The organism is Rickettsia hoogstraalii (assembly GCF_000825685.1).
GTDB classification, from domain to species: domain Bacteria; phylum Pseudomonadota; class Alphaproteobacteria; order Rickettsiales; family Rickettsiaceae; genus Rickettsia; species Rickettsia hoogstraalii.
This window is the reverse complement of record NZ_CCXM01000001.1, coordinates 39,776-65,670: the sequence shown is the minus strand read 5'-3', so window position 1 is coordinate 65,670 and position 25,895 is coordinate 39,776. Positions and strand designations below refer to the sequence as shown.

The following is a 25,895-nucleotide window of genomic DNA, read 5'->3' as shown; positions in this document are numbered from 1 at the left end:
CGTTATCTACTCTTTAAGAAGTATATCTTTTATAATTAACTGAATAGTATAATTATCTTGCCAATTATTTGTTTTTAACGTTCCTATTGCGGCAATATTCTTTGCTTTAGGGCTTAATAGAACCTCTTCAAATGAAGTACCTACCGAATTAAAAGCAATAGCAGACAAGGCTTTATTACCAAAGCCTCGCTTATTTGGAGCAAGCATACATTTAATATGTTTACTTCCAACGATATCCGCTTTTAATACAAATAAATCATCGAATTTAAATATAGGCTCATGATTTCCTTGACCGAAAGGCTCTAAAGTGTTTAATTCCTCCATTAAAGGGAAATTCACACCATTAACCGTTAAATCAATATCATATTCTGCATGCTTATAATTTTCTAGTTTATTTATACTAATTCTAAAAGCATTATTAAAAAAATTCTGCAATTCTTGTAATTTTTCAGCAGTTACGGTAAAACCTGCCGCCATAGCATGACCTCCGCCTGCTATTAGCAAATCTTTGCTTTTAGCATTGATAATCTCAGCACCGAAATCAATACCTAAAATAGAACGGCATGAAGCTTTACCAATCCCGTCATTTAAAGCCACAACCGCTACCGGCTTATCAAATTTTTCTTTTAATCTGCCGGCAACGATTCCTATAACGCCTGGATGCCATCCTTCTTTTACGATAAATAATAAACTACTATCTTGTTGAGTTAAAGCAATTTCTGTTGCCTCTTCTATCATTAATAACTCAATTACTTTACGCTCATTATTATGTTTTTCAAGTTCTTCAGCTAATTTACTTGCTTCATTAGAACAACTAGTAGATAGGAGATTAGCCCCTAAACTTGACTTTCCTACTCTACCGCCTGCATTGATACGTGGACCTAGAATAAAACCTAAATGATAACATTTCGGTATTTCATTAAGCCCTGCCATATCATATAATGTTTTAATACCGATATTTTGTCTTTGTTGCATTACTTTCAAACCGCTTGCGACAAATGCACGATTTAAGCCTGTTAATTTCATCATATCGCAAACAGTACCAAGAGCCACTAAATCTAGATACTTCATTAGGTTAGGTTGAAGCAGTGTTTGCGTAAAATAATTTTGCTTCTTTAAATTCGATAATATTGCAGTTGCAAATAAGAAAGCAACTCCTACGGCTGCCAAATGTTTATATTCGCTTTTTTCATCAATACGATTTGGATTTACTATAGCTACTGCATCTGGTAATATTTCTGTAGCTATATGATGATCGATTACTATAACATCAAGGTTAAGGTCTTTTGCGTATTTTAGGGCTTCGTGTGCCATAGCACCGCAGTCAACCGTAATTAATAATTCTGTGCCGTTATCTTTAATTTTTTGCATAGCAAAAGGAGTTGGGCCGTATCCTTCAGCTATACGATCGGGAACATAAATATCACATATTATATTTAAATCTCTAAAAATATTTTTAAGTAAAGCGGCTGAAGTAGCACCGTCCACATCATAATCGGCAAAGATACATATTTTTTGGTTATTTAAAATAGCTTTAACGGTTCTATCTACAGCCTTTTTCATATCGAGTAGATGAAAAGGATCAGGTAATAAATTTTTGATTTTCGGTATCAAAAAATTTTCTACTTCCTCTAGATTATTTACTCTTAATGATACTATCCTAGCAAGTAAATCACTAATTTTGAAACTACGACATAACTCGGTGACTATATCTTCGTTAATCAGTTTCTGCTGCCAAATTTTACCGTTTATAGATGCTTGTGGTTTCATTTTTTTATTTTTTGCTGTATCCCGTCATTGCGAGGAAAAATTGAAAATTTTGACGAAGCAATCTCAGGATATTTGATGAGATTGCCACGCAGCCTATGGCTGCTCGCAATGACGTATACACTTATATCTCCGAAAGTTTCTTAGCCTCATCATCTGCAATTAAAGCTTCAACAAACTCATCTAATTGTCCGTTTTTAACTACTTCGTCTATCTTATAAAGTGTTAAGTTTATTCTATGGTCGGATACTCTTCCCTGTGGGAAATTATAAGTACGTATCCGTTCCGAACGATCTCCCGAACCTACCTGCCCTCGTCTACTGTCGGCTCTTTCTTGTTCTTTTTTGCGGCGTTCTTCCTCATAAATTCTAGCACGTAGAATTTTTAATGCCTTGGCCTTATTTTTATGCTGTGACTTCTCATCTTGCAAGGCTACGGTAATACCGGTAGGGATATGGGTTATACGTACGGCAGAATCGGTAGTATTAACATGCTGCCCACCAGCCCCTGAAGCTCTATAAGTATCGATTCTTAAGTCTTTATCTTCAATTTTAATATCAACCTCTTCAGCTTCAGGAAGTACTGCAACCGTTGCTGCCGAAGTGTGAATACGTCCTTGTGATTCCGTTTCCGGTACTCTCTGCACTCTATGAACGCCTGACTCAAATTTGAGCTTAGAGAATACATCTTTGCCTTTTATCGACGCCGATGCTTCTTTATAACCGCCTATTCCCGTATCGGAAATTGCTAATATCTCGAAACGCCATCCTTTTAACTCGGCGTATCGTTGGTACATATTGAAAAGTACGGCAGCAAAAAGTGCAGCTTCTTCTCCGCCGCTTCCTGCTCTAACTTCAATAATAGCACTTTTACTATCCGCATCATCCTTCGGTAATAAAGCAATTTTTACAGCTCTTTCAAGTTTTGGTAACGAATTTTCAAGAGTGTGTATTTCGTCTTCAATCATTTCTAAAGTGGCATTATCAAGTCCCACTTCTAGCTTAAAATTATTTGCTTCTTCAAGCTCAGATTTAGCTTTATTATATTCTTTAATTTTTGTTACAACATCTTCAAGTTCGGCATATTCTTTAGATGCTTTAACAAACTCGTCTCCCATAATGCCGGAAGATAGTTTTTTGCCTAAATTTTCATATTTATCTAAAATTTTTGCTAAATTATCTGAAAAACTCATGTTATTTTTGATTTATTTGGGGATGAGGTTAGTTTTAACGTCATTGCGAGGAAAGGCGGAGCCTTGACGTGGCAATCTCAGGAATTTTGTACTGCTTCATGAGATTGCCACGCAGCCTACGGCTGCTCGCAATGACGGTTTAGGTATGCCTCCTCGCAATGACCATTTATATCAGCATCAAAGCAGGACTTTCTATAAACTTCTTAAGTGCTGCCAAAAACTCAGCACCGACTGCTCCGTCTACTACTCGGTGATCGGCAGAAAGAGTTACGTCCATAATTGTTGCTATAGTTACTTGATCATTCTTGACTATAGCACGTTTTGCACTAGCTCCGACGCCCATTATACAACTTTGTGGCGGGTTAATTATAGCATTGAAATTCTTAATACCGTACATACCGAGGTTAGAAATGGTAAACCCTCCGCCCTGAAATTCTTCAGGGGTTAATTTACTATCTTTTGCTTTCTTTATTAATTCTTTCATTTCACGAGATAGCTCTATAATGTTTTTTTGATTGGCATTTTTAACTATCGGCGTAACAAGCCCGTTCTCAATCGCTACCGCTACTGAAATATCGACATTATTGTAATACCTAATTGCATCTTCTCCCCAGCTAGCATTGGCATTTGGTACTTCTTGTAAAGCTTTGGCTACTGCTAAAATAATAAAATCATTAACCGATATCCTTGTTGATTTATCTTCAGAAAAAGATTTATTAATGTCTTCTCTTATATCTAACAATTTATCGACATTACATTCTATAGATAAATAAAAATGTGGTACTGTTTGTTTAGATTCAAGCAGACGCTTAGCTATAATCTTGCGGATATTATTATTTGATACTAAACGATATTCTTCAGGATTTCTACTAACTATTTTATTATGAACAATGTTAGGAGTATATGATAAGATATCTTGTTTGACTATTCTACCGTGCGGACCGCTACCTTTCACGCTCTCAAGTCTAATATTTCCCATTTTTGCAAGTCTTTTTGCTAGTGGTGAGGCGAATATTTTACTATTTACAGCTAAATTCACAAAGCTTGATACAAGCGAATTTTGTGGAACTCGTCTGTGCTCACGTACTAATGTACGCTGTGCAGACTCGTCCTTAAATTCATCTTGTCTGAAGCTTTGTGAATTTAGCTGCCCCTGTTCTTCTACATTTACAGACGGTGATACATTATTATTTTTTGCAATAAACGCATCAATGTCCGCTTTTTCTTCTCCTTCTTCACTTAATACGGCAATTAAAGAGTTAACAGGTACATTTTGACTATTTTGTGGGATAACTATTTTGGCAAGTATACCTTCGTCTACTGCTTCTACTTCCATCGTTGCTTTATCGGTTTCAATTTCGGCAATTACTTCCCCGGGATTAACTTTATCCCCTTCTTTTTTTAACCACCTAGCTAGATTTCCTTCCGTCATAGTTGGAGATAAAGCAGGCATTAAAATTTTAATCGGCATAACTTATTTAGATTTGATTTTTTATTATTGTTGTTCTTAACGTCATTGCGAGGAGGCGTTGTTGTATGGCTCATTTTATGTCATTCCCGCGTAGGCGGAATCCAGTAAAACATATAAAAAACAAGTTTTTTATATGTTTGTTTTATCAAATATGTAACTTCTATATTAATATTGAAGTTATTTTTCTGGATCCCCGCCTACGCGGGGATGACATCGAGTCGGTTTTACCGATTCATGTAACAACACAGCCACGTAGCTCATAACGATTTGAGTAGCTATCACACCTTAATATCAGGGCTAACTATCATTATCATCTGCTTACCTTCCATTTTAGCATGCTGATCGATTTTAACGAGTCCTTCGAGCCCTACTTCTATACGTTTAAATAGTTCTTGACCGACTTCTTTATGAAGAATCTCTCGCCCCTTAAACCATAAAGAAATTTTTACCTTATCACCGTCTTTCAAAAATTCTTTTATTTTTCGTAGTTTAGTTTCAAAATCACCTATACTAATGTTAGGTTTGAATTTCATTTCTTTAAGTACGACGATTTTTTGCTTTTTGCGTGCTTCATGCAAACGCTTTTTGCTTTCATACTTAAACTTACCAAAATCTAGAATTTTACAGACAGGGGGTACAGCATTCGGTGATATCTCGACTAAGTCAAGACCGGCTCTTTCCGCCATATCTAATGCTTCTCTAATATTTACGACACCGTGCATTTCGCCGTTTTTGCCTACTAGACGAACTTCTCTAGCTCTGATTTCTCTATTAGCCTTAGGAAAATTATTTTTAGAAATAAAATTTCTCCGTATTATGTTTATAAATAAATATATATTGCATTTAACTTATTTTATTTAAAATTACAAGTAAATAAAATATTTTATCTTTAATTTTATTTAGAAAGTTTAAAAAAAAATTGAAACTACAAGGCAAATTCCAAATATTAATAAACAGATTCGTGTTAATTTAGCGACTCTTTCCTGTATTTTCAAGTTTTTTAGGTCTATAGCATGCTTATGAGCCTGTTCTTTTTGTGCCATATGCATTAATTCCTGTAAAGTACCGGGATAAATACTCTCATACTCACTGATTAAATCAATTGGCGGTAATATATGTTCAAATTTTTTACGGTAAAAATTATTATCAGGCTCATTGACACTAAAAGTCTTAGCATAACCTTTATTTAATCTATTATTTTTGTTAAAAAAACGTTTAGTCTCTTTCATATTCCTTTTTTATTTTTTGAAATGTATATAATATATTACTTTCAACTATTTTAAAATAATCAATTAATTGCGTTTCTTTTTTTTTCTGTTGTTTGGAGCTTTTCATATTTATTATATTCTTTAGCTCTGCATATACTAGTTTTATAAAACTTTGTTTCATTGATTATACTAAATTTATAAAATCTTTTTTTGGTATTAGCGGTTCGCCCCTAAAATTTATAGCATTATTAAATTTATTGCAACAGCTTATAAAATTTTTATCACATCCGGCAATAATTTTTACTTCCTCGGCATCTTTGGCAGCATCCGGTATAATATCCTCTAATATAATCAAATCACCGAAATTACTTAGAACTTTACTGTTGATTATATTTTACCGTTTCGGGTTTTAAATGTATTTTAAAGTTTAAATCATATTTTGTATATAAAGTGCAATAATATGTAACGAAATGCTCAAAAAGCTTGTCAGTATATATTATTATTTTAACAATAGAATTATTTAAATCCATTGCCGTCGTGATGCCGTTTTCTTCAAAAATACCTTCAATGATTATATGGTTTTGTGCGGAATCGTTAAATTCTGCTTCTTTTAAATCTAAACCGGAATTTGGTAAAAAAACTCTCTCTTCACTTTTTATAGCATGATCATTATTTGTTAAGTTTAATTCCTCACCGCTAGTTAGCTTAATTTGAAAACAATAAACAAAATTCGCAAGCTTTGTAATTACCTCTTCAATGGCAATACTCATATAATTTATAAAGTCAAGTAACCCATCGGCGGTAATTTTATTACCCATCTTAACTTTTTCGATTTTATCATGGTCAGGCGATAAAATACCTCTAGGTTTTTTTATGCCGTCACCGTTTATAAACGTATTATTTTCCATTTTAACGAAACTATCACGCAATCTTTCACCCAACCAATTTTCAACCCTAATAGTTGCATCATCAAGTAGTGCTTGGCTAGCTTTCGGCTGTGCATATAGCTCATGAACAAAAATACGCTGTTGCTTTAACTTCGCTGCAGTGGTCTCTTCCCTTGCTTCTACCTCTCCAATCCAGCCACTACTAAATTTACCGTCCTCGCTTATTATATCAAGGGCATTCGTAGAAATCGTTTCAATCGAAGCAAGTCCCCTCATTGGCGATCTAGCATTTATTTCGGTGATGATACTGTTATATAAAGTCTGTAATATTAAAACGCCACCTGCTTCAGTACTACTATTTAGGGATGACTTTTACATAAGCTCATTAATCTTCGCCTTTACGTACATAATTAATGAAAGCTGTTTTCTGTTCCTGTTCTTCTATATTTACACTATTTGGTCTTTCTAAAATATTTTGCATATTATATAGTTTTTCTTCTAACTCATTGATTTTATCGTTATATTCTATTTCTTGCCCTTTAGTGATATATAAGATTTTAGCACTTTGATTAGCTGGAAAAGTAACAATACTTATCTCTAAAAGCTCTGCTTCGGTAATTACTCTCTGCCTTGCATCATTATAAACCGAGTTTTTTATATAAAAGCCTATAGATAATCCATCTATTGCTCCTTGCTTTATTAGCTCTATCGCTTCTACTCCTGCTTTGACTTTATTATTTATCATCGCTTCCATTTTTAAACCGTGGTCATCTTCAGCCAAATGAGTAATAATTCCTATAGGTTTTTTACTGTCATGTTGCCAAAGAAATTTTACGTTATGATGAGAAGCATTTGCAAAAGCCCCTTTAGAAATTAAATCGTTATGATGATCGGCAATATTATAAACACTCGCATAGCCGATAATTACTACCTCATTATCGGTTACGGACTTTATTTCCATATTATCGAAAGTTTGATTGCTGTAGATTACTTTTTTCATATATTTATTACCTATTTTCCGTTGTCACCCCATGACTTAATCACTCGGTGCATTAAGATAATATAACTGAAAAAATGCTAGCACTAAGAGGTGGGTGTTGTATGTCATTACTGCAAGGCATTAAATCGTCATTGCGAGCAGCCATAGGCTGCGTGGCAATCTCATCAAATATCCTGAGATTGCTTCGTCAAAATTTTCAATTTTTCTTCGCAATGACGAAAAAACTAGACATAGAAAAAACATTCAAGATATCAAACATTTACTATCATCAGTAGATTTTGTACCCATCAAAGGTACTTCTTCAAGTTTTTCGGCTTCTTCTTCCGGCATTTCAAAAGATAATAATGTTGAATAGGAATATTCAATTTTACAAAAATGCCATGCTTTATCAAATTGCTCATTGCAGTCTTTAATAAATTTTTTTTAATCTCATCACCTATGTATTTAAAATGACGATGATAAAATAACATATTAGAAGTAATAGTAATAGCGATACTATCTAGCTGTTTTTCTAAACATTTAGTATTAGTAATCATTCTTAAAGAAATATTTTGGCATGATTTATATCCAAGTTTTTGACCTATTAAAATAATATAATCACCAAAAACTAAATCCGGTAAAATATCGTAAATAGTACCACTATAATAAAGCTGAGATAGAGGCAATATCGTCTCTTCTTCACCAAGTAACATCGCACAGGTTAAATTTTCTACTGCCGACTCAAACAATAAATTAACTGCTTTTTTAGTATAGGAAGGCCATTTATCGTGAAAAGCAAAAAACATTTCTTGTTGTCTTAAACCTTCCTTAAACAACTGATTTACCGGTGATAGATAAAAGATTTTATTGTTTTTCAAGATATATACCACAAATATATTACATTGTTAAACAAGTACATCCACTGCTATCATGTTTGTTATAATAGTTGTCTTGACCAAGTGTTAGAATTTGGTCGTTTGGTGCTTCATGAATGATAGAGCTTGAAGGGATATAACTAGTTGAGCGTTTTATTTCGCCATTAGTATCTTGTGTTTTAGTAGTGTGGTTAATATTAGTATTTGGCAGTGGTGCTGAAACAGTAGAGATAGGCGAAAATGTTGATTCCGGAATACAGAGTATATCTGTTAAATTAGTATTCATTAGATGTTTATTGAAAGCAAATTCAGCATTACTTTTCATTATATCATTAATGCCCATTTGATATATACCTTTGGTATTTAAAATAGAATTAGCACAAACGGTAGTTAATTTTTTAAACTCTTCTGATAAAGCATTATCACTTTTATAGGAAGTATTTGTACATTTAATAGAATCAAGTTTCTTTCCTATTTCTAGGATAAAATCTCCTTTAGTATAATTTTTTTCTACCAACCAGCCATTATAATAAAACTGAGCAAAATAGTAAGCTGCATCTCCTTGACCACAAACTAACGCCTCTTTTAATTCTTTATGCAATTCAATTATAATGTCTATATTATCGTTTGTTATTATTAGTATATTGCTTCCTGAATTTGTAAGAGGCATTTCAACATTTTGTAAATAATCTGATAATGCTTCTTGTAACATTTCAAAGAAGTTAGTAGTTTCTTTTCTATTTGTTTATTTTTCTTTTTTATCATTAAATTTCATTCCTTTATTTTTTTAAGATATGGTACAGTTTCCTGCCCCGAGTAGTGTAGAATAATCGTGCTTAGTATTCTCTCTATATTCTTCTATTGGTTCTGGAGTTATAGGTTGAGATTGGGTTAGATGAGTAAATTCATTTACTTCTTTATTGATTTCTTCTTTTCTTATTTCTTCTTTATGTTCAAAAATACTTTCTATCGGTAATTAATTGATATTCAGGCGGTAACTCGCTATTAAACTCCTGTATAATTGTTTTTAAGTTAGTCAGGCTCAAATATTCAGGAACGGGAATTTTATGCCATTCCCCCTGCACTGCATTCATATATCCCTTTTCTATTATAGCTAGTTCCATAAGTTCAGAATAATCGGATATTCCAAAATCTTTTAAACACATAGAATTTGTTAATTTACTGTAATGTAAAAATTTTCCTATATTAGCTACAATTTTTATTAAATTACTTAGTCGTTCATTATTAATTCCAAGATGATTTCCATTTTTATAAAATTCAGATAAATATGCACAAGCATCTTCGCTTCCTAAAAACATAGCACCTTGAAAATATAATATAGCGTTTGTATATAATTTTTGTTGTGTAAAAATTACTTCTTCCACTAAAGCCTGCTGATAAGATTCTTTACCTTTTTTATATAAATACTCAGGAGTTAGTTGTATAAATTTTTGAGCTGAAATAAGAGTTTCTTTCATAATCCATATTCCTGTAATATATTATACCAGCTATCTTCTGAGGCTATTATTTTAACCTCATTTTCGTCGTCCATTAAGCATACAAGTTTTGAATATTTTATTGGTACATATATACATGGGAGTCTATCAAGAGTGAGATTAAAATCGTCGATAATTTTATCCTCGTTAACTGCGAAAGGATTGTTGCTATTTTGCTTTTGACATATTTCAATAGCTTTTACATGAGCAACAACACTCGGTTCAAAAAATTTTTCATTAATTTTTACTGACAATAAGGAGGTATTCATACATTTTTCATTCTTAAGTTCTCTTCCGACTAAGACCATAATATCTCTCAATTGTGTTATATTTATATTTTGAAGTTCATACTTAGGAATTTTTTTTATTGCTGCGTCATATAGTTCTAATAATCCTTCACATGCGTTATTATTACCGGTAAATAAGGCACATTTAAAAGTTTTTTCGGTTTTGTGGAAATCTTGCATTAATGTACGGATATTATCAGAAGAAAGTTTTTTAAATTCGTTTAATTGCTCATATGCATTTTGTAAAAATGCTTGAGACCTAGAGTTTGGAGTACTTCTCTTGGGGCATATTAATATTACCTTGTTAAATTGGAGCTTAAGTAGAAGTTAACAAAAATTAAATCTACAATTTAAATTTAGTAATATTTTTGCTAAAAGAAAAGTTCGGCAGTGGAAAAAGAGATTATTTTTTTGGAAGGTAGTTGCAATATTATTCTGCCGGTACTATCTATATCTTTAAAAAGACCGGTTACTATATCATTTTGATATTTAACGCTAATATTTTCATGTAACTTATAAGCATGTTCTAACCACTTTTTTCTAATAAAAGAAAAACCGTTATTATGCCAAATTTGATAATATTTTTCAAAATTCTCTATTAATTTTTCAAGTAAAGCTTGCGGCTCTATAGGCGGTAGATTTTCGCTCACTAAACAAGTAGTAGGCTGATCAATATTATCAGGGTGGTAGGTGATATTAATCCCTATACCGATAATAAGGTAATAATTATTTTCTACTTTAACGGATTCAAGAAGTATACCGGCAATTTTCCGACCGTTAACTAAAACATCATTGGGCCATTTTAGCCTTATGTCACCTCTACCAATTATGTCATTCCCGCGTAGGCGGGAATCCATTTCTTTTAAAAATTTTTTTGGATTCCCGCTTTCGCGGTAATGACATAAGGGGCGGTAATGACATAGGGAACTATCGGGATGACATAAAGAGGTTATACTCTCATAAACGGCAAGTGCTGTAACAAAAGATAATTGCGGTAATAATTCTAGCTCTTTATCAGGCTTTATTAGTAAACTTACATGTAAGTTACCTACCCTAGACTGCCAGTTTTTACCGCTTCTTCCTCGTGCTTTGGTTTGAGATTTAGCAAGTACTGCATAGTTTGAATCAACTATTCCGCTTTTAGCAGTTCTCATAGCCTCAGAGCTTGTACTGTCTATTTCATCAAAAACAATTAGTTTAAATTTACCGATATTCATTTTTTTAGTAGTTGTCATTGCGAGCGGATATTGTTGCGTAGATTGATTTTCCGTCATTGCGAGGAAATTACGAAGTAATTGACGAAGCAATCTCAGGATATTTGATGAGATTGCCACGCAGCCTACGGCTGCTCGCAATGACGATAATTACCCCCTACTTGCATGACTTCTGGCTACACTATGTTTGCTTTGAATTTTTGGTGCTTCACTTTTACTTTTAGTTATAAAGCTTTCTAAATCTTGTTTAGTAAATTTAAACTTAGCAATATTTTCATCAAAGGTTTTAGTTTTATCAAATCGTACATCTTTATTTTTATCTATTCCAAGTACCTCAATGAAACTATCTTTTATTTTACTTGAAGCAGCAGGATCGTTTAAGGTATATAGCAAAGCTTTCAATGAGTTTGTATCGGCTTTTAATGTATTATTACGACTAGTTGCAGCAATAATTACATATTCTTTAAGCTTTTCATTTAATTCTTTTTCGTTTAATGCTCCGGTTTTACAAAATGATAATAGCATTTTTGCTTTATCATCATGATTTTCAATAATTCCTTCTTGCCATTTAGAAGTATTATTTTCTTTTGACGGAATAAACATTTCTAATAATTTAGTTCCAAATGTTTTATGTAGATTTTTATTATCATAAACTTCATAAACATTTAGTAGAAATTTTTGATGGTCAAATGTTTTATCTGCTTCTTTGCCAAGGTCATGATTATTCAAATGTTCTCTAGTTTGACAATATCCTTTAATATGCAAATAATCAGAATATTTTTGTGCTTCTTTGAAATCCAAAGTATCTATTCCGGCAGTATCTAAAACAACGATGTTTAAAGCATTTTCACGTAACTGCTCATTAGTTTCTCTTAGAGTTTCGGTATATTTAAATTTTCCTCCTACTTTTGCAAGAGTCTTAAATAATACATCAGCTAAAAACTTTACGATATCACTTGGGCTTTCAAATTTTTTTGCACTATATATAGCAATATTTGCATCAGCTTCCATGCCCGTACCAAAAGCCATAGCTAGAATTCTACCTTGCTTTTTAGCTAAAGTAATCTCTTCCATATTATCAGTTACTTCTTTTATATCAAATTCCGGTTCATTGCCTTTAAAATATTTTGTCGGTATATTATCTCTATATCCGCCGTCGACATATTTTTTACCGTCAATTTCTACCGGTTCAAAAACAAGCGGTATAGAAGCAGAAGCACGGCAAGCTAAAGCAATTTCAATATTTGGCGTATCAAAGCTATTGAAAATAGTTAGTTCGCTTGTCTCTTGCTGAGTTGCCGTAATTACTAAATCCTTATACTGCACTGGATCGTATTTTCGCAGTAACGCTATATCCTTAAAATATATTTTACCGTCTTTTTGGTTGTATCTTTCTCTTAATTCATCAAGAGCTTTATCATCTTTAACATTTACTATATCTGATCTCTGTAAAAAATTTCCTATATTTTCTTTAATAATAAGTTCTAATAAATCATATAAAGGTTTACCGTCTTTATTTAACTGTACTATACCCGCAGAAAATCCTTTTTTTCCAAGCAATGTTTGCAGATTTGTATTTTTAGAAATTTCTTCAAATCGCTCAGGCGGTGTCCCAAGAGCTACCACTGCTGCAGTTATAGCACCGGCGGAAGAACCTGCTACCGCCTTGACATTATCTAAAATACCGGCTTTTTTTGCTGCCTCATAAGCTCCGGAATATATTGCTCCCTTAGCTCCCCCTCCACTAAAAGCTATATATTCGATAGGAGCTTTCTGTGCTTGTTCTAACTCCTGCAATGTTTTTGTTTGATTGCTAGAAGACTTTTGAATTTTTTTTAGGTCTTCTAACTCCTCTAATATATCAGATTGCTCATTAACTACAGGAGTTTTTGACTCTTGCTTCAGATTATTAATAATAGGATGTTTTCTTACCTTTATATCAGCCATAGTTTTATTTTATTAAGTTATCTTCTACAAACTTCCAGTTAATCATATGCTTAATAAATATGTCAACATAATCAGGTCGTTTGTTACGATAATCAATATAATAAGCATGTTCCCATACATCACATGCAAGAAGCGGCTTCATACCGTTTGCTATAGGTGTACCGGCATTAGCGGTTTTTATAATTTGTAACCTATTATCGTGATATACAAGCCATGCCCAGCCGCTACCGAACTGCCCTACTGCCTCTTGCTTAAACTGTTCACAAAATCCTTCAAAACTACCGAAATCTTTATTAATTTGTTCTAATATTTTACCACTTGGCTTACCTCCGCCCTGCGGCTTTATTGAATGCCAAAAAAAGGTATGATTCCATATTTGGGCTGCGTTATTAAAAATAGCCGCATTTGAGTTTTGAGATGACCATTCTATTATTTCTTCTAAATCTTTTTTTTGCAATTCTTCTTTATCTTTGAGTAAATTGTTTAGATTTTGTACATAAGCATTATGATGTTTACCATGATGATAATCAAAAGTCTCGGGAGTAAAATGTGGTTTAAAACTCTCTTTGTCATAAGGTAAATCAGGTAAGATAAAAGGATATGAGGTTTGATTAGATTTGTTGCAATAGGTCATGTTATTTTCTCCTAGGTTGGTTTTATATATTTATAGCGAGAATCAATACGTCATTGCGAGGAAAAATTGAAAATTTTGACGAAGCAATCTCAGGAGTACTATTTCATGAGATTGCCACGCAGCCTATGGCTGCTCGCAATGACGTTTAACGTAACAACTTATAAAAATCGGAAGCTAAATAAAGCGATCCGGTTATTATAATATTTGCTTTATTATCACCGTTTATCTTCTTTATATCACTAATCGCTTCTTCGAGTGAGTCGCTTTCGCTAAAATCAATCCCGCTCTTTCTGCCTTCCAAGTTTATTGTTTCTGCACTATGGCTTAGTGGTTCGGATAAAACTTTAACACCGTAACCTTTAATTGTCAACCCCTTAAAGTAGGAGCAAAACTCCTCGATATTCCTATTTTTAGTCATACCGAGTATTAAATATATCGGTGATTTTAAGTTATCACGAATCCAATTTGCCAAAACTTGAGCTCCGCTATTATTATGAGCTGCATCTACCCAAATTTGAACATTATCCCCTATTAATTTAGAATATTTTTTCGGTTCTATTTTTTCGATTCTAGCCCGCCAAATAGTATTTTGCAGTCCTTTAGAGATAATTTCGTTGCTAATATTAAATTGTTTATTTATCAAACTTATTAAAGCAATAACGCTTGCAGCATTTATTAATTGATGATCACCAAGTAGCGAAGGAGTCGGAAACTCATAACTAAAATTTCGTGATGAATAAATAAATCCGTTGTCCGTCTTTTTAATACCGAAATCATATTCATAACAAAAACTCGGTACCTCTAACTCTTCAGCCTTTGCAAATAATGTTTCATAAACTTCCAAAGCTTGCATACTTATAACACAAGGAACGCAAGGCTTCATAATACCAGCTTTCTCAACTGCTATTAGGGGTAATGTATTACCCAGCATATGCATGTGATCATATGAAATAGGTGTAATTAAAGTAATTAACGGTCGTTCTACTATATTTGTTGCGTCTAACCGACCGCCTAGTCCCGTCTCTAAAATTAATATATCGGCTTTTGTTTTCTCAAATGCTACAAATGCTGCTGCCGTAGTACCTTCAAAGAAGCTAGGTTCGATATTAAATTTTTCGCTTGCTACCCTCACCTCCTCACAAACCTGCCATAATTCATTATCCGAGATTTTCTCACCTGCTACTACGATTCGTTCATTAAATTCTAATAAATGAGGAGATGTATAGCAATGTACCTTATAACCGGTAAGCGTAAAGATGCTTTTAAGCATAGCACTGCTTGAACCTTTACCGTTTGTACCTGCTATATGTATGACGGGAGGAAGCCTTAAATGAGGGTTATCTAAGGCTTTTAAAAGTCTTGCTATATTTTCAAGATCATATTTAATATTATTTTTCCAGGTCGGCACCGGAAAATGCGGCATTAGCATTTGTTACTGTTTTTTTCATGAATAATTAGGATAGAAAATCTTTTTTAGCGATTAATCCAAATCTTGGCAATATTTTAAGGCTTTATTCAATTCTATTATTTCGTCAAAGGATAGTTTGCCAATTTTTGTATCGATTTTATCAATTGATATAGCATTAATTTTATCAACCATAATACAAGATTGTGATTTAAGACCATTTAACTCTGTAGGAGTCAATAGCAGACGATAAATTGCAGTATTTATTAAATAGGTTGTTATAGGACAAACTAATATGCTGGCAAGAGTTTTATTTAACGAGTTAGATTGAATAACAACAGCAGGACGAGGTTTGCCGTAATTTCCCTTAATACACAAACTACAATGTCGCCTTTTTTAATTTCTATTTTGTCCATTTATTAAATCCAATCTGTGTAATCTTGATTTTTTTCCCATTCTTCTTCTAATTTTTTTTGTTCCCTAGATAACAAAGATTGCCGTTTAACATCTTCTGCTTTTAATTGTTTAATACGTTCCTGTCCCTCGACAAATAAACGTACAGCTTCATTAATTAAATCGTTTGGACGACAATGTAATTCTGCAGCTATCAATGTAATTTTTTCACTTAAATTGGTTTCTAAGTATATATAGTTGGAGTGTTTTTTGTCATTTTATACCTGCACAACAATATTGATAATATAGATTATAACATAATATGTTATAATCTATATTATACTTGTATTTCACTACAGTCAAATTTTGAAGTTCATCGAGTTTTTGGTTTTACTACATTGATAAGTCCTATTAATAAGCCTGATTTAATTATTCCGGGTATTATAAAAGGTAATACACCACCGTAAAATGCACCGCTTGGTCCTAAAAGTTTAGAAAGCCACATCCAGCCAAAACTCATAATAATTATATTACCGATCAAACATAAAGATATCTGATTTAACCATTTATTAGAAGTAAAAATTTTATCTTTTAAACTAGCCATAATATATACGGCAACTATGAAACCTGCTAGATATCCTGCGGTAGGACCGAATAATATTCGTAACCCGCTCGAAAACTCTCCAAACACAGGGATTCCCATTGCTCCAAGAGTTATGTAAGATAGTATAGTTAAAGGTGCTGTAGTCTTATTATATGTAAGTCCGATGAACATCACTGCAACGGTTTGCAATGAAATAAATATAGGCTTCATAGGTATTAATATTTGTGAACAAATAGTAAGTAATGCCACTCCTAAAACTATTTCTATTGCTTGCCTTTTGGTTAACGGTAGTGAGATTGAATTAAGTTGCATAAAATTACCTCATAATTTATTTTTAAGTAATTACACTAAATAGAATTATATAATGTTCTTGTCAATAATATAAAAATGAAAATAAAAATTTATAATGATTTAGGAGTTTCAAAAGAAAGTATTAAGCATTGCGTGCATACCTTAAAACTTTACGCTCCAAAGTATGAGGTAGATTATATTACTGCACAAGAAATTATAGACGAAAAGTGTTTTCAAAACACCTTATTACTTATTTTACTCGGTGGAAGAGATTTATACTATGTACAAAAATTGCAAGGCAAAGGAAATGATAATATAAAAAATTATTTAAAAAATGGCGGTAATTTTCTTGGAATATGTGCCGGTAGTTATTATAGCGGCAATTATTTAGAATTTGCTAAAGGAACAAATATAGAGGTTATAGGTGAAAGAGAATTAAAGATTTTCAATGGAACGGTTAGAGGACCATTGCTTGCTCCTTACTACTATAATTCAAATAAAGGAGCAAGAGCCGCTTACCTAAAAATAAATCCAACACTTAATTTAAATATTAAGGATTGTTATGCTTTTTATAATGGTGGTGGATATTTTGTTGATGCAGAAAATACTAAAGATACTGAAATAATAGCAAGTTATGAAGATAATAAACCTGCAATAATAAAATGTACTTGCGGTGACGGGACAGCTATTTTAAGTGGAGTTCATCTTGAATATGAGCCTGCACTCATAAAAAATCAATCTCTTAATAATATTCGTAAAATACTAAAAGCTCATGATAAGGAAAGAATCAAATTATTAAATTATATATTCAAAAATCTAAATCTGTATAATAGCTTGGAGGGGTAAAACTAGGGATTCTATCTTGTAATAATAACCTAAAAGCCGGTCTTGATTTAATTAGTGAATACCAATGTTTGATAAGCGTCCATTTATCCCAATAAATCTCACCGAAATAATCAAGTACCGATAAGTGACAGCTTGCGGCAATATCGGCAATAGTTAGTGAATCCGATACAAGATAACTTCTTTTCTCGAGTAAAGAAGTTATATATTCTAAGTGATAATTTAAATTATTTTTTGCAGCACGTAAAAACTCGGTTCGTGGGCTGCTCATTTTAGCAATTGATCTTATAACTTTTTCATCGATAATAATCTTAGTAACTTCACGATAAAATTTATCGTTAAACCAAAAGAATAATCGTCTAATTTCGCAACAAATATCAATATCTTCATCTAAAAAATTAAAATTCGGATATTTGCTATTAAGATATTCAACAAAAGGATAAATACCTACTACAAATAAACCGTATTGCTCTTCTAAAATAGGTAAAGTTCCGGCAGGATTTATTTTTAAGAAATCTTTATTGAATTGCCAATAATCTTCTTTAATCGTAGTGAATTCTATGTCTAATTCTTTTAAGAAGACACGAGCTTGTCTTGAAAGAGGACAAATAGGATAATGATATAACTTTTTCATTAAATTTGTGTCATAGTAAGTTCTAGGTCATCCAATGGTTTGACAGAGGTTGTTGCATAACACATTTATGTCATTCCTGCGTGGATCGGTAAAACCCACTGTGTCACCCCGTGGCTTGACCACGGGGTCCATAAAAACAATAAAAAATACTAATAATTTTAGTATTTTTAACTGGATCCCGCGATCAAGTCGCGGGATGACAGAGGTGAAATGGATCCACGCAATAATCCCACGCGGGAATGACATAGAATGCTTTTTGAGCCATACGGGCAACACCAGTCAAGCCACGGGATAACAATAAGGTCTATAAGCCGGATTCTGTATGAATATAAATTCATTGCAGTTATTTATCTAGGATAAACGTTACCGTTTACCTCAAGCGATCTACCCGCATTACAAGCCGGCTAGAGATAACCCGGGAACTTGATAAGTTCTGTAACGCCTATTTGATCTTGCTCTTGGTGGGGTTTACCATGCGTAATTTGTTACCAACTTACCGGTACGCTCTTACCGTACCTTTTCACCCTTACCGAGTACTTACGTACAATTCGGCGGTATATTTTCTGTGGTACTTTCCCTAAAGTAATAATACTCTGCCGGAGGTTAACCGGCACCATACCTCTATAGAGTCCGGACTTTCCTCGTGATCTATAGCTTTGCTATATCATCACGCAACTGCACGACCGTTTAGAATTATGGTCAATTTTCTTAAATTAGTCAATAACATTTAGAAAAAGTTCAATTAACTTATTAAGTTCTGTGAAAGTTTCTAATTGATTTGCTATTTTGAGATATTTTTTAGCAAAAATTAATAAGATTTTTTTTGAAAATTTGACTTTTGTACACAGAATATAATTAAATTAACAAGTATAATAACAAATTTAAAATTTCAACTATTTTATTAAAGATATTCTTAATTTAACATTGCTACTATTTTTTTCATACTGTATAAATATGTATTTAATGCTTCTAAACACATAAATTGTTAGCAAATTTTGATATATGATATGAAAAAATTAATTTATTATTTTGGCAGTAATGGTAGTGACGGAAACGCTAGCATGAAGAATGTACTTGGTAACAAAGGTGCCGGTCTTGCTGAAATGTCTAATCTAAAACTACCTATTCCTGATGGCTTTACAATAACTACAGAGCTATGTAATTACTTTTACACCCACAATAATAACTTTCCTAAAAATTTTCAAAACGACTTAAAAAAAGCTATCACCGAACTTGAAATAACTACCGGTAAAATTTTCGGCAGCACAAGCAATCCCCTATTATTATCGGTGCGTTCGGGTTCTACGGTTTCAATGCCTGGAATGATGGATACTATCCTTAATCTTGGAATGAATAACGAAGTGTGTAATGCTCTTGCGGATTCCTGTGGTGATAAACGATTTGCTCTTGATAGTTACAAAAGATTTCTAGAAATGTATGGTTCAACGGTATTATCTATACCTAGTGATCTATTTGAACAAATTTACGAAAAGCACAAGATTCAAGCCGATATTCATAAAGATAGTGATATTACCGTAGAATTATTAGAAAAAATTATTGAGGATTTCAAACGGTTGCATATTAAGTATACTAAGCAACTAATTAATGATCCTTATGAACAGTTAGAATCGGCAATTAAAGCGGTGCTACATTCTTGGATGAGTAATAGAGCGGTTATATATAGAAAAATCAATAATATTTCGGAGGGTTTCGGTACGGCTATTAATATCCAAGCAATGGTTTTCGGTAATTTAGGTAAAACTTCAGCTACGGGAGTTGCTTTTACTAGATCACCTTCTACAGGAGAAAAAAAGCTCTTTGGAGAGTTTTTAATAAATGCTCAAGGTGAAGACATAGTATCGGGAACTAGAACACCTATGCCTATTATTGCAAATGATTCAAATTCTATGCAAGCAATGATGCCGGAAGTGTTTAAGGAATTATCACAAATTGCGAAAAAGCTTGAAGAACATTACTTAGATATGCAGGATATAGAATTTACTATAGAAAATAATAAGCTATATATCTTACAAACACGTACTGCAAAAAGAACAGCTATCGCTGCTATTAATATTGCCGTACAAATGGTAGAAGAAAAGCTTATTTCTAAAGAACAAGCCTTAATGCAAATCGATCCGGAATCATTAAATCAATTATTACATACAAGAATTGATTACAGTAAGGGGCTTACTTCTATTGCCGAGGGCCTACCTGCTTCTCCTGGGGCTGCAACAGGTATTGCGGTATTCTCACCTTATGATGCCGAAAAATTATCTCATCATCATAAAGTAATTTTAGTACGCCATGATACTAGCCCTGAGGATATTAACGGAATGCATGTTTCTTCAGGTATTTTAACTATTAGAGGGGGAATGACTTCACATGCCGCAGTTGTGGCAAGAGGTATGGGGAAGCCTTGTGTTTGCGGTACAAGTAATTTATCTATAGATGAGAAAAAGCAAATATTAACAGCAGGCGACATAGTTATTAAACAAGGTGATATTATAACGATTGACGGAGGTAGCGGCAAAATCTTCTTAGGTGAAATGCCGTTAATTCAACCTACTTTCAGTGAGGAATCAAAATTAATTTTAGATTGGGCAGACGAGATTAGTAGCTTAAAAGTTCGTGCAAATGCCGAAACAGTTAACGATGCTTTAGTATCTATAAAATTTGGGGCTCAAGGTATAGGTTTGTGTCGTAGCGAACATATGTTTTTTGATAAAAATAAAATTCCTTTAGTAAGGGAAATGATTATTGCTCCTGATATAGAACGTAGAAAGCTTGCCGTGCAGAAATTATTACCTCTGCAAACTGAGGATTTTAAAGCTTTATTTAGAGTAATGAAAGACAAACCGGTAAATATTAGATTACTTGATCCGCCGTTACATGAGTTTTTACCTACCACCGAAGAAGATAAAAAGAATTTGGCAAATAGCTTAAATCTACCGTTATCCATGATTAATCAACGTCTTCATGCTATGCATGAAGTAAATCCTATGCTCGGTCACCGTGGATGTAGACTTGGTATATGTTCACCGGAAATTTACCAAATGCAAATTGAAGCAATTTTTACGGCTATTTTTGAGCTACATAAAAAAGAACATATAGAATGTAATTTAGAACTAATGATTCCTTTAATTAGCAATGTAGGTGAAATAAAAAAGCTTAAAATGGATATTTATGAGGTAATAGAGGAATTAGAGCAACGTTATAGATATAAATTTTCTTTTACGCTCGGTACTATGATAGAACTACCAAGGGCAGCACTCGGCAGTAAGAAAATAGCTAAGGAAGTTGACTATTTTAGTTTTGGGACTAATGATTTAACTCAGACTACATACGGAATTTCTAGAGATGATATTGCATCTTTCCTCCCATATTATTTAGAAGAGAAGATTTTTGAATCCGATCCATTTACTACTCTAGATGAAGAAGGTGTAGGAGAATTAATTGAAATTGCTATAAAACGAGGAAAAAGCAGTAATGCTAATTTGAAACTCGGAGCTTGCGGAGAACATGCAGGAAACCCTGCCTCTATAGAATTTTTTCATAGAATGAATTTAAACTATGTTTCTTGTTCTCCATACCGTATCCCTATAGCAAGAATCGCCGCAGCACAAGCTAAGATTAAACACGAGTGATAAAGGCGTTGTTGCGAGCGGGTATTAATACCTATAGTACTAGGCATTTTCGTTCTATGTCATTCCCGTGTAGGCGTTGCCCGCGTGGATCAATTTCACTTCTGTTCATCCCGTGGCTTGACCACGGGATCCAATAAAAAATACTAAAATTATTAGTATTTTTTATTGTTTTTATGGACCCCGTGGTCAAGCGAACTAGCTGACACAGTGGGTTTTACCGGTCCACGCAATGACCAAAAAATTATTTACAAATTAATATGATCATAATACCTATATTAAGCATTTTTGGGTTTTCGTCTTTTTTTGCCAAATATTTCAAAACAAAATTGACCTTCACTATTCCCGTAACAATCAGCATATTAGTACCGATTTTATATTGTTTTGCTATGTTAAAGCTATTACCGTCAGCAACATATGTAAGTTATTTCATCGGTATATTTTTAGCTCTCAGGTCATTCCTGCATTTCATAGGCGTTGTTGCAGGAGTTGGCTACGCTCCTGTCATCCCGCGACTTGATCGCGGGATCCAGTTAAAAATATTTAGTATTTTTAAGTTATATTTTTGGACCCCGTGGTCAAGCCACGGTATGACACCGCGCGCATTTCTTGATCTACGTAATAATACCTACTTCATGTCATCCTCTCGGAAGCAGGAATCTAGAAAAAATATAATTGAAATCATCATATTCGCTTTACTAATCTTCATATTTTTTCTTTATACAAGAGAGGCATCGCTGCATGCTTATGATGATTTTTCGCACTGGGGGATATTTACTAAAGAATTGTTATATTTCGGTGTTTTTGAGAATCAGTCTTCATTAACTTCCATTATTACTACTCATGCCCATTATCCAAGAGGTGCTGCCGTTTATCATTACTGTATGCTTTCATTTTCAGGTTATTCGGACGGTAATGTATTATTTGCTCATTTCTTATTACATTTAGCATTTCTAGCTCCTTTAGCCGCAAATAAGAAATTGTGGCAAACCGGTGTGTTGTTCTCACTTTTACTTTGCAGCGTAGTATTATATACAACCGGAATTCGCTCTATATATAATGACAGTACTATCGGCTTGATGTTCGGAGCTATTTTTACGATTTATATACTTGAGGAAGACAAGAAAAAAGCATTATTGCTTATTTTACCTATTACGATATTGCTTGCCTCTTTCCGAGAAATTGGAACATGGTTTGCTAGTTTTGCTTCGATAATTCTTATAGCTCATTATACAATTTTCTATAAGAAACCTAAAAAATCAAGTGATTATATTGTATATATGATACTACTTACCTTACCAATTTTGTGTAATTTTATTTGGATGAGTTATTTTAAAAATACTCATGATTTTTTTGACAGAGGCGAACATAGTTTTAGCAATTTAATATATATTGTTGAAAATTTTAATGAACAGCATAGAGCATTATTACTAAATTACGGTAAATTTCTCTTGTTATTCTTAGTAAAAGAAGGAAGTTTAGTTGTATATACTATTTGTATAGCATCATGGTACGGAATTCGTAAATATAAACCGGATTTGCTGAAAGAATATAAATTTTTTCTGATAAGTATTTTTGCTTGTTTTATAATTTTTGCCTTGTGGCGATTATATTTATATTTCTTTAATTTTAGTTATGAGGAAGCAATTAGAGGAGCATCATTACTTAGATATCTAGGGTGTTATGTTATAGCTATCGGAATGATTGCAGCTTCATATGTTAAAAATAGTATTTTCTTAAATAAGCAAAGTAATAAAGAATTATTTATATTCCTTCTGCTTCTTGCTGTTTCTACGTTTTCCGTAGTAAAAAATATATTAAGAATCAAACACTTAAACCTAGAACAAAAGAATTTTATCCAGCAAACGACAGAAGTTAAAAAGCTATTGGAGCAAGGCAATAAAATTGAATTTAATTTTGGCGGTAAGAAAGATAATTTACAATGTTATATATTAAATTATAATCTAGCACCGTATTTAGGTAAGAAATCCTTACAAGAATGTATAAAAGCTCCTAAAGAAGCGATTATAGAAACAGAGGAAGAAACGGTATACGCTCCCTTTAAATAGCATCGAATCGTCATTGCGAGGAGGCATTGTTGCGTGAACCCAAAAATCCGTTCGGTGTCATATCGTGGCTTGACCACGGTATCCAAAAAAACAATAAAAATACTAATAATTTTAGTATTTTTAACTGGATCCCGCGATCAAGTCGAGGGATGACAATAGAAAACCCATCCACGCAAGAATGACATAAAACCAATATAGATTTTAACAATTATGGATATAAAATATAATTTAGCTGCCGCTTACCGAATAATGGCATATTTATCCTTGGATGATCATACTTATACGCATCTATCCGCAAGACCTAAAAATGCCGATTTTTACTATATTTATCCTTTTGGACTAAGGTTTGAAGAAGTAACTACGGAGAATCTTTTAAAAGTTAGTTTAGACGGAAAAATTTTAGAAGGGGAAGAATATCAATATAATAAAACCGGTTACTTTATTCATGGTAGCATTTATAAAGTACGCCCTGATATTTCTGCCGTTTTTCATTATCATACTCCCGCAAGCATAGCAGTTTCTGCTTTAAAATGCGGGCTTTTACCGCTCAGTCAATGGGCATTACATTTTTACGACAGAATATCATATCATGATTATAATTCTCTAGTACTAGATGCTGACAAACAGAGTAGTAGACTTGTTACTGACCTTAAACAAAATTATGTGATGTTACTTCGTAATCACGGTGCTATTACCTGCGGCAAAACTATTCATGAAGCTATGTTTTATACTTACCATTTAGAACAAGCTTGTAAAACACAATGTTTGCTAAATTCCACAAAAGAACAAGAGATTATAACCCCTTCCGTAGAAATATGTAAGCAGACGGTAAAAGACTTATTATCGTTTGAAGAAGATTTAGGCAAACGTGACTGGGAAGCTTGGATACGACTTGTAAAGATGTAATCACAACTATAGTACCGGACAATTTTCACTTTATGTCATCCCTGCGAGGCGTTGTTGCATGGCTCGGAAAAAAGCGTACAATGTCATTCTTAGCAACGGTGGGAATCCAAGGCTTTGGGATGTCATCCCGTGGCTTGATCACGGGATCTAAAAATAATAAATTAGATACCGCGATCAAGTCGCGGTATGACAAAGAACTGGATTCCCGCCTACGCGGGAATGACATAAACGAGCCATGCAACAACGCCAATGCCCTACGGGAATGACATCAAGTGAAAATCATAGAGTACTATAACATATTTTTTACTTCTTACCCATTTTTGTAATTTAGCCATACTTCTAAATCCGATGGTTGTAAATTAATTTCTTTTGCAAGTTTTCTAATTTCTTTAACTTTATTGTCTTGCTCTTTTAACTTTTTAGTATTAAGGATTGTAATTTTGTTTTTCATTTTAAACTGTTATATCAAACTAAATATATCTAATGCCGACAACTGCTACCGTGAACATGTGGAGGATGGAGTTTGATATGCTTTAGCATCTTTTTAACAAGCGTATCACGCTTAAGTTTTGATACATAATCTAAGAAAGTTTTGCCGTTTAAATAATCTATTTCATGCTGAATTACAGTTGCTAAAAAGCCTTCTGCTTCTAGTTCTTGTTTATTACCGTCATAATCGAGATATTTTACCTTGATTGCTTTTGATCGTGTAATAGAGGCTTCAATGCCTGGAAATGATAAAGAACCCTCAATAAAAGTTTGTTTTTCTTCCGAAAAATAAGTTATTTCCGGATTAATAAAAACTATAGGCGATGATTTATTATTTTCATGTAGGTCAACTACCGCTATACGCTTTAATATTCCTACCATATTAGCACCCAAGCCCACTGCCCTTTCTATATGTAAAGTCTGAAGCATTTTGTCGACAATAGTACGAATATTATCATCAACAATGTCTATATATTCTGCTTGTTTTTTAAAAATATCGTTTGGTGCATAAACTATTTGATAGTAATGTTTCTCTTGATTCATTAATATACTCCGGATAAATGAAGAGTTATTTTTGCATTGCTAAATAAAGATAGATATCGTCATTGTGAGAGGGCATTACCCGCGTGGACACCCGAATCGTCATTGCGAGGAGCGAAGCGA

30 protein-coding genes, 1 other RNA gene and 3 pseudogenes are annotated in these 25,895 nt (G+C 33.1%); 6 read left to right on the top strand and 28 right to left on the bottom strand.

Annotation, left to right across the window (positions count from 1 at the left end):
* Positions 1 to 6 precede the first annotated feature (6 nt).
* On the bottom strand, positions 7 to 1,770 hold the full coding sequence (gene recJ, locus BN1174_RS00340) for a single-stranded-DNA-specific exonuclease RecJ (RefSeq protein ID WP_040255675.1): 1,764 nt from the start codon (positions 1,768 to 1,770) through the stop codon (positions 7 to 9).
* Between the two features lie 27 nt (positions 1,771 to 1,797).
* Here recJ and BN1174_RS12845 point away from each other — a divergent pair, with 27 nt between their 5' ends.
* Complete coding sequence (locus BN1174_RS12845; RefSeq protein WP_408005864.1) at positions 1,798 to 1,914, top strand: RND transporter; 117 nt, start codon at positions 1,798 to 1,800, stop codon at positions 1,912 to 1,914.
* Here BN1174_RS12845 and prfA read toward each other — a convergent pair.
* Positions 1,892 to 2,959: a peptide chain release factor 1 gene (prfA, locus tag BN1174_RS00335; RefSeq protein ID WP_040255673.1), complete on the bottom strand. Its 1,068-nt coding sequence runs from the start codon at positions 2,957 to 2,959 to the stop codon at positions 1,892 to 1,894. The genes BN1174_RS12845 and prfA overlap by 23 nt on opposite strands.
* Before the next feature lie 166 nt (positions 2,960 to 3,125).
* Positions 3,126 to 4,430, bottom strand: coding sequence for a pyruvate dehydrogenase complex dihydrolipoamide acetyltransferase (locus BN1174_RS00330; RefSeq protein ID WP_040255671.1), 1,305 nt, complete (start codon positions 4,428 to 4,430; stop codon positions 3,126 to 3,128).
* 77 nt (positions 4,431 to 4,507) lie between these two features.
* On the opposite strand from BN1174_RS00330, the gene BN1174_RS09440 reads away from it, so the two are divergent.
* Positions 4,508 to 4,693, top strand: coding sequence for a hypothetical protein (locus BN1174_RS09440; RefSeq protein ID WP_156138407.1), 186 nt, complete (start codon positions 4,508 to 4,510; stop codon positions 4,691 to 4,693).
* Positions 4,694 to 4,708: 15 nt separating this feature from the next.
* On the opposite strand, the gene infC is transcribed toward BN1174_RS09440, so the two are convergent.
* From infC to BN1174_RS00250, 19 genes and pseudogenes are all read right to left on the bottom strand, one after another.
* Positions 4,709 to 5,194 carry a translation initiation factor IF-3 gene (gene infC, locus BN1174_RS00325; RefSeq protein WP_231555859.1) on the bottom strand — a complete coding sequence of 162 codons (486 nt, stop codon included), beginning with the start codon at positions 5,192 to 5,194 and terminating at the stop codon, positions 4,709 to 4,711.
* A gap of 144 nt (positions 5,195 to 5,338) precedes the next feature.
* A complete protein-coding gene (locus tag BN1174_RS00320; RefSeq protein ID WP_040255667.1) occupies positions 5,339 to 5,659 on the bottom strand; it encodes a DUF2335 domain-containing protein in 321 nt (106 codons plus the stop codon).
* Positions 5,646 to 5,819, bottom strand: a complete 174-nt coding sequence (locus BN1174_RS10480; RefSeq protein ID WP_197062014.1) for a hypothetical protein — start codon at positions 5,817 to 5,819, stop codon at positions 5,646 to 5,648. The genes BN1174_RS00320 and BN1174_RS10480 overlap by 14 nt, the downstream gene beginning before the upstream one ends.
* Before the next feature lie 3 nt (positions 5,820 to 5,822).
* Positions 5,823 to 5,993 (bottom strand): phage BR0599 family protein, encoded by a 171-nt coding sequence (locus tag BN1174_RS08090; RefSeq protein ID WP_082022234.1) that lies wholly within the window; start codon positions 5,991 to 5,993, stop codon positions 5,823 to 5,825.
* 187 nt (positions 5,994 to 6,180) lie between these two features.
* A pseudogene (locus BN1174_RS10475) lies at positions 6,181 to 6,408 on the bottom strand (baseplate hub domain-containing protein); the annotation flags it as partial.
* Positions 6,409 to 6,465: 57 nt separating this feature from the next.
* Positions 6,466 to 6,831 (bottom strand): annotated as a pseudogene (locus tag BN1174_RS11150) (phage major capsid protein); the annotation flags it as partial.
* 79 nt (positions 6,832 to 6,910) lie between these two features.
* Complete coding sequence (locus BN1174_RS11145; RefSeq protein ID WP_231555688.1) at positions 6,911 to 7,525, bottom strand: HK97 family phage prohead protease; 615 nt, start codon at positions 7,523 to 7,525, stop codon at positions 6,911 to 6,913.
* Positions 7,526 to 7,645: 120 nt separating this feature from the next.
* Positions 7,646 to 7,738, bottom strand: coding sequence for an RND transporter (locus BN1174_RS10470; RefSeq protein WP_231555687.1), 93 nt, complete (start codon positions 7,736 to 7,738; stop codon positions 7,646 to 7,648).
* 74 nt (positions 7,739 to 7,812) lie between these two features.
* Positions 7,813 to 8,382 (bottom strand): hypothetical protein, encoded by a 570-nt coding sequence (locus tag BN1174_RS11140; protein ID WP_231555686.1) that lies wholly within the window; start codon positions 8,380 to 8,382, stop codon positions 7,813 to 7,815.
* 19 nt (positions 8,383 to 8,401) lie between these two features.
* Complete coding sequence (locus BN1174_RS00300) at positions 8,402 to 9,091, bottom strand: hypothetical protein (RefSeq protein ID WP_052454699.1); 690 nt, start codon at positions 9,089 to 9,091, stop codon at positions 8,402 to 8,404.
* Positions 9,092 to 9,332: 241 nt separating this feature from the next.
* Entirely contained in the window at positions 9,333 to 9,857 is a 525-nt protein-coding gene (locus BN1174_RS00295; RefSeq protein ID WP_040255665.1) for a hypothetical protein, read from the bottom strand.
* The gene (locus BN1174_RS07685) at positions 9,854 to 10,342 is read right to left on the bottom strand and encodes a hypothetical protein (RefSeq protein ID WP_231555685.1); all 489 of its coding nucleotides are present in this window, start codon (positions 10,340 to 10,342) and stop codon (positions 9,854 to 9,856) included. Before BN1174_RS07685 ends, BN1174_RS00295 begins: the two co-directional genes overlap by 4 nt.
* Positions 10,343 to 10,533: 191 nt before the next feature.
* Positions 10,534 to 11,379 (bottom strand): biotin--[acetyl-CoA-carboxylase] ligase, encoded by an 846-nt coding sequence (locus tag BN1174_RS00280; protein ID WP_156138555.1) that lies wholly within the window; start codon positions 11,377 to 11,379, stop codon positions 10,534 to 10,536.
* A 147-nt stretch (positions 11,380 to 11,526) separates the two neighbouring features.
* On the bottom strand, positions 11,527 to 13,323 hold the full coding sequence (locus BN1174_RS00275; protein ID WP_040255663.1) for a patatin-like phospholipase family protein: 1,797 nt from the start codon (positions 13,321 to 13,323) through the stop codon (positions 11,527 to 11,529).
* A gap of 4 nt (positions 13,324 to 13,327) precedes the next feature.
* Positions 13,328 to 13,957: a superoxide dismutase gene (locus BN1174_RS00270; RefSeq protein ID WP_040255661.1), complete on the bottom strand. Its 630-nt coding sequence runs from the start codon at positions 13,955 to 13,957 to the stop codon at positions 13,328 to 13,330.
* A gap of 145 nt (positions 13,958 to 14,102) precedes the next feature.
* Positions 14,103 to 15,386 (bottom strand): folylpolyglutamate synthase/dihydrofolate synthase family protein, encoded by a 1,284-nt coding sequence (locus BN1174_RS00265; protein WP_040255659.1) that lies wholly within the window; start codon positions 15,384 to 15,386, stop codon positions 14,103 to 14,105.
* A gap of 51 nt (positions 15,387 to 15,437) precedes the next feature.
* Complete coding sequence (locus BN1174_RS00260; protein ID WP_197062012.1) at positions 15,438 to 15,740, bottom strand: type II toxin-antitoxin system PemK/MazF family toxin; 303 nt, start codon at positions 15,738 to 15,740, stop codon at positions 15,438 to 15,440.
* A gap of 41 nt (positions 15,741 to 15,781) precedes the next feature.
* On the bottom strand, positions 15,782 to 15,973 hold the full coding sequence (locus BN1174_RS00255) for a hypothetical protein (RefSeq protein WP_040255657.1): 192 nt from the start codon (positions 15,971 to 15,973) through the stop codon (positions 15,782 to 15,784).
* A 155-nt stretch (positions 15,974 to 16,128) separates the two neighbouring features.
* The gene (locus tag BN1174_RS00250) at positions 16,129 to 16,671 is read right to left on the bottom strand and encodes a biotin transporter BioY (protein ID WP_040255655.1); all 543 of its coding nucleotides are present in this window, start codon (positions 16,669 to 16,671) and stop codon (positions 16,129 to 16,131) included.
* Positions 16,672 to 16,746: 75 nt separating this feature from the next.
* On the opposite strand from BN1174_RS00250, the gene BN1174_RS00245 reads away from it, so the two are divergent.
* Positions 16,747 to 17,496, top strand: coding sequence for a BPL-N domain-containing protein (locus tag BN1174_RS00245; protein WP_040255653.1), 750 nt, complete (start codon positions 16,747 to 16,749; stop codon positions 17,494 to 17,496).
* On the opposite strand, the gene BN1174_RS00240 is transcribed toward BN1174_RS00245, so the two are convergent.
* The 3 genes from BN1174_RS00240 to rnpB form a co-directional block, all read right to left on the bottom strand.
* Positions 17,459 to 18,127: a glutathione S-transferase family protein gene (locus tag BN1174_RS00240; protein WP_040255652.1), complete on the bottom strand. Its 669-nt coding sequence runs from the start codon at positions 18,125 to 18,127 to the stop codon at positions 17,459 to 17,461. The genes BN1174_RS00245 and BN1174_RS00240 overlap by 38 nt on opposite strands.
* Positions 18,128 to 18,154: 27 nt before the next feature.
* Positions 18,155 to 18,373, bottom strand: a complete 219-nt coding sequence (locus BN1174_RS10465) for a hypothetical protein (protein ID WP_082022233.1) — start codon at positions 18,371 to 18,373, stop codon at positions 18,155 to 18,157.
* Positions 18,374 to 18,418: 45 nt separating this feature from the next.
* Positions 18,419 to 18,818, bottom strand: an RNA gene (gene rnpB, locus BN1174_RS07985) — RNase P RNA component class A.
* A 316-nt stretch (positions 18,819 to 19,134) separates the two neighbouring features.
* Here rnpB and ppdK point away from each other — a divergent pair.
* The gene (ppdK, locus tag BN1174_RS00235; protein ID WP_040255650.1) at positions 19,135 to 21,771 is read left to right on the top strand and encodes a pyruvate, phosphate dikinase; all 2,637 of its coding nucleotides are present in this window, start codon (positions 19,135 to 19,137) and stop codon (positions 21,769 to 21,771) included.
* Between the two features lie 241 nt (positions 21,772 to 22,012).
* Here ppdK and BN1174_RS12485 read toward each other — a convergent pair whose 3' ends face one another.
* Positions 22,013 to 22,129: a pyruvate phosphate dikinase gene (locus tag BN1174_RS12485; protein ID WP_156138404.1), complete on the bottom strand. Its 117-nt coding sequence runs from the start codon at positions 22,127 to 22,129 to the stop codon at positions 22,013 to 22,015.
* 28 nt (positions 22,130 to 22,157) lie between these two features.
* Here BN1174_RS12485 and BN1174_RS13270 point away from each other — a divergent pair, with 28 nt between their 5' ends.
* Positions 22,158 to 23,837 carry a hypothetical protein gene (locus BN1174_RS13270; RefSeq protein WP_331370570.1) on the top strand — a complete coding sequence of 560 codons (1,680 nt, stop codon included), beginning with the start codon at positions 22,158 to 22,160 and terminating at the stop codon, positions 23,835 to 23,837.
* A gap of 210 nt (positions 23,838 to 24,047) precedes the next feature.
* Positions 24,048 to 24,743 (top strand): class II aldolase/adducin family protein, encoded by a 696-nt coding sequence (locus BN1174_RS00225; protein WP_040255646.1) that lies wholly within the window; start codon positions 24,048 to 24,050, stop codon positions 24,741 to 24,743.
* Between the two features lie 310 nt (positions 24,744 to 25,053).
* Here the strand turns inward: BN1174_RS00225 and BN1174_RS09405 are convergent.
* Both BN1174_RS09405 and def read right to left on the bottom strand, forming a co-directional pair.
* Positions 25,054 to 25,128: pseudogene (locus BN1174_RS09405) on the bottom strand (type II toxin-antitoxin system Phd/YefM family antitoxin); the annotation flags it as partial.
* 95 nt (positions 25,129 to 25,223) lie between these two features.
* Positions 25,224 to 25,775, bottom strand: a complete 552-nt coding sequence (gene def, locus BN1174_RS00220) for a peptide deformylase (protein ID WP_040255644.1) — start codon at positions 25,773 to 25,775, stop codon at positions 25,224 to 25,226.
* Between the last annotated feature and the right edge of the window lie 120 nt (positions 25,776 to 25,895).

Bases quoted from the DNA above. Each gene is read 5' to 3' on its own strand.
- recJ (WP_040255675.1), bottom strand. From the start codon at position 1,770: ATGAAACCACAAGCATCTATAAACGGTAAAATTTGGCAGCAGAAACTG.
- prfA (WP_040255673.1), bottom strand. From the start codon at position 2,959: ATGAGTTTTTCAGATAATTTAGCAAAAATTTTAGATAAATATGAAAAT.
- BN1174_RS00330 (WP_040255671.1), bottom strand. From the start codon at position 4,430: ATGCCGATTAAAATTTTAATGCCTGCTTTATCTCCAACTATGACGGAA.
- BN1174_RS09440 (WP_156138407.1), top strand. From the start codon at position 4,508: ATGTCATTCCCGCGTAGGCGGAATCCAGTAAAACATATAAAAAACAAG.
- BN1174_RS00320 (WP_040255667.1), bottom strand. From the start codon at position 5,659: ATGAAAGAGACTAAACGTTTTTTTAACAAAAATAATAGATTAAATAAA.
- BN1174_RS10480 (WP_197062014.1), bottom strand. From the start codon at position 5,819: ATGAAACAAAGTTTTATAAAACTAGTATATGCAGAGCTAAAGAATATA.
- BN1174_RS11145 (WP_231555688.1), bottom strand. From the start codon at position 7,525: ATGAAAAAAGTAATCTACAGCAATCAAACTTTCGATAATATGGAAATA.
- BN1174_RS00300 (WP_052454699.1), bottom strand. From the start codon at position 9,091: ATGTTACAAGAAGCATTATCAGATTATTTACAAAATGTTGAAATGCCT.
- BN1174_RS00295 (WP_040255665.1), bottom strand. From the start codon at position 9,857: ATGAAAGAAACTCTTATTTCAGCTCAAAAATTTATACAACTAACTCCT.
- BN1174_RS07685 (WP_231555685.1), bottom strand. From the start codon at position 10,342: ATGCAAGATTTCCACAAAACCGAAAAAACTTTTAAATGTGCCTTATTT.
- BN1174_RS00280 (WP_156138555.1), bottom strand. From the start codon at position 11,379: ATGAATATCGGTAAATTTAAACTAATTGTTTTTGATGAAATAGACAGT.
- BN1174_RS00275 (WP_040255663.1), bottom strand. From the start codon at position 13,323: ATGGCTGATATAAAGGTAAGAAAACATCCTATTATTAATAATCTGAAG.
- BN1174_RS00270 (WP_040255661.1), bottom strand. From the start codon at position 13,957: ATGACCTATTGCAACAAATCTAATCAAACCTCATATCCTTTTATCTTA.
- BN1174_RS00265 (WP_040255659.1), bottom strand. From the start codon at position 15,386: ATGCTAATGCCGCATTTTCCGGTGCCGACCTGGAAAAATAATATTAAA.
- BN1174_RS00250 (WP_040255655.1), bottom strand. From the start codon at position 16,671: ATGCAACTTAATTCAATCTCACTACCGTTAACCAAAAGGCAAGCAATA.
- BN1174_RS00245 (WP_040255653.1), top strand. From the start codon at position 16,747: ATGAAAATAAAAATTTATAATGATTTAGGAGTTTCAAAAGAAAGTATT.
- BN1174_RS00240 (WP_040255652.1), bottom strand. From the start codon at position 18,127: ATGAAAAAGTTATATCATTATCCTATTTGTCCTCTTTCAAGACAAGCT.
- BN1174_RS10465 (WP_082022233.1), bottom strand. From the start codon at position 18,373: ATGTCATTCCCGCGTGGGATTATTGCGTGGATCCATTTCACCTCTGTC.
- ppdK (WP_040255650.1), top strand. From the start codon at position 19,135: ATGAAAAAATTAATTTATTATTTTGGCAGTAATGGTAGTGACGGAAAC.
- BN1174_RS12485 (WP_156138404.1), bottom strand. From the start codon at position 22,129: ATGCTGATTGTTACGGGAATAGTGAAGGTCAATTTTGTTTTGAAATAT.
- BN1174_RS13270 (WP_331370570.1), top strand. From the start codon at position 22,158: ATGTTAAAGCTATTACCGTCAGCAACATATGTAAGTTATTTCATCGGT.
- BN1174_RS00225 (WP_040255646.1), top strand. From the start codon at position 24,048: ATGGATATAAAATATAATTTAGCTGCCGCTTACCGAATAATGGCATAT.
- def (WP_040255644.1), bottom strand. From the start codon at position 25,775: ATGAATCAAGAGAAACATTACTATCAAATAGTTTATGCACCAAACGAT.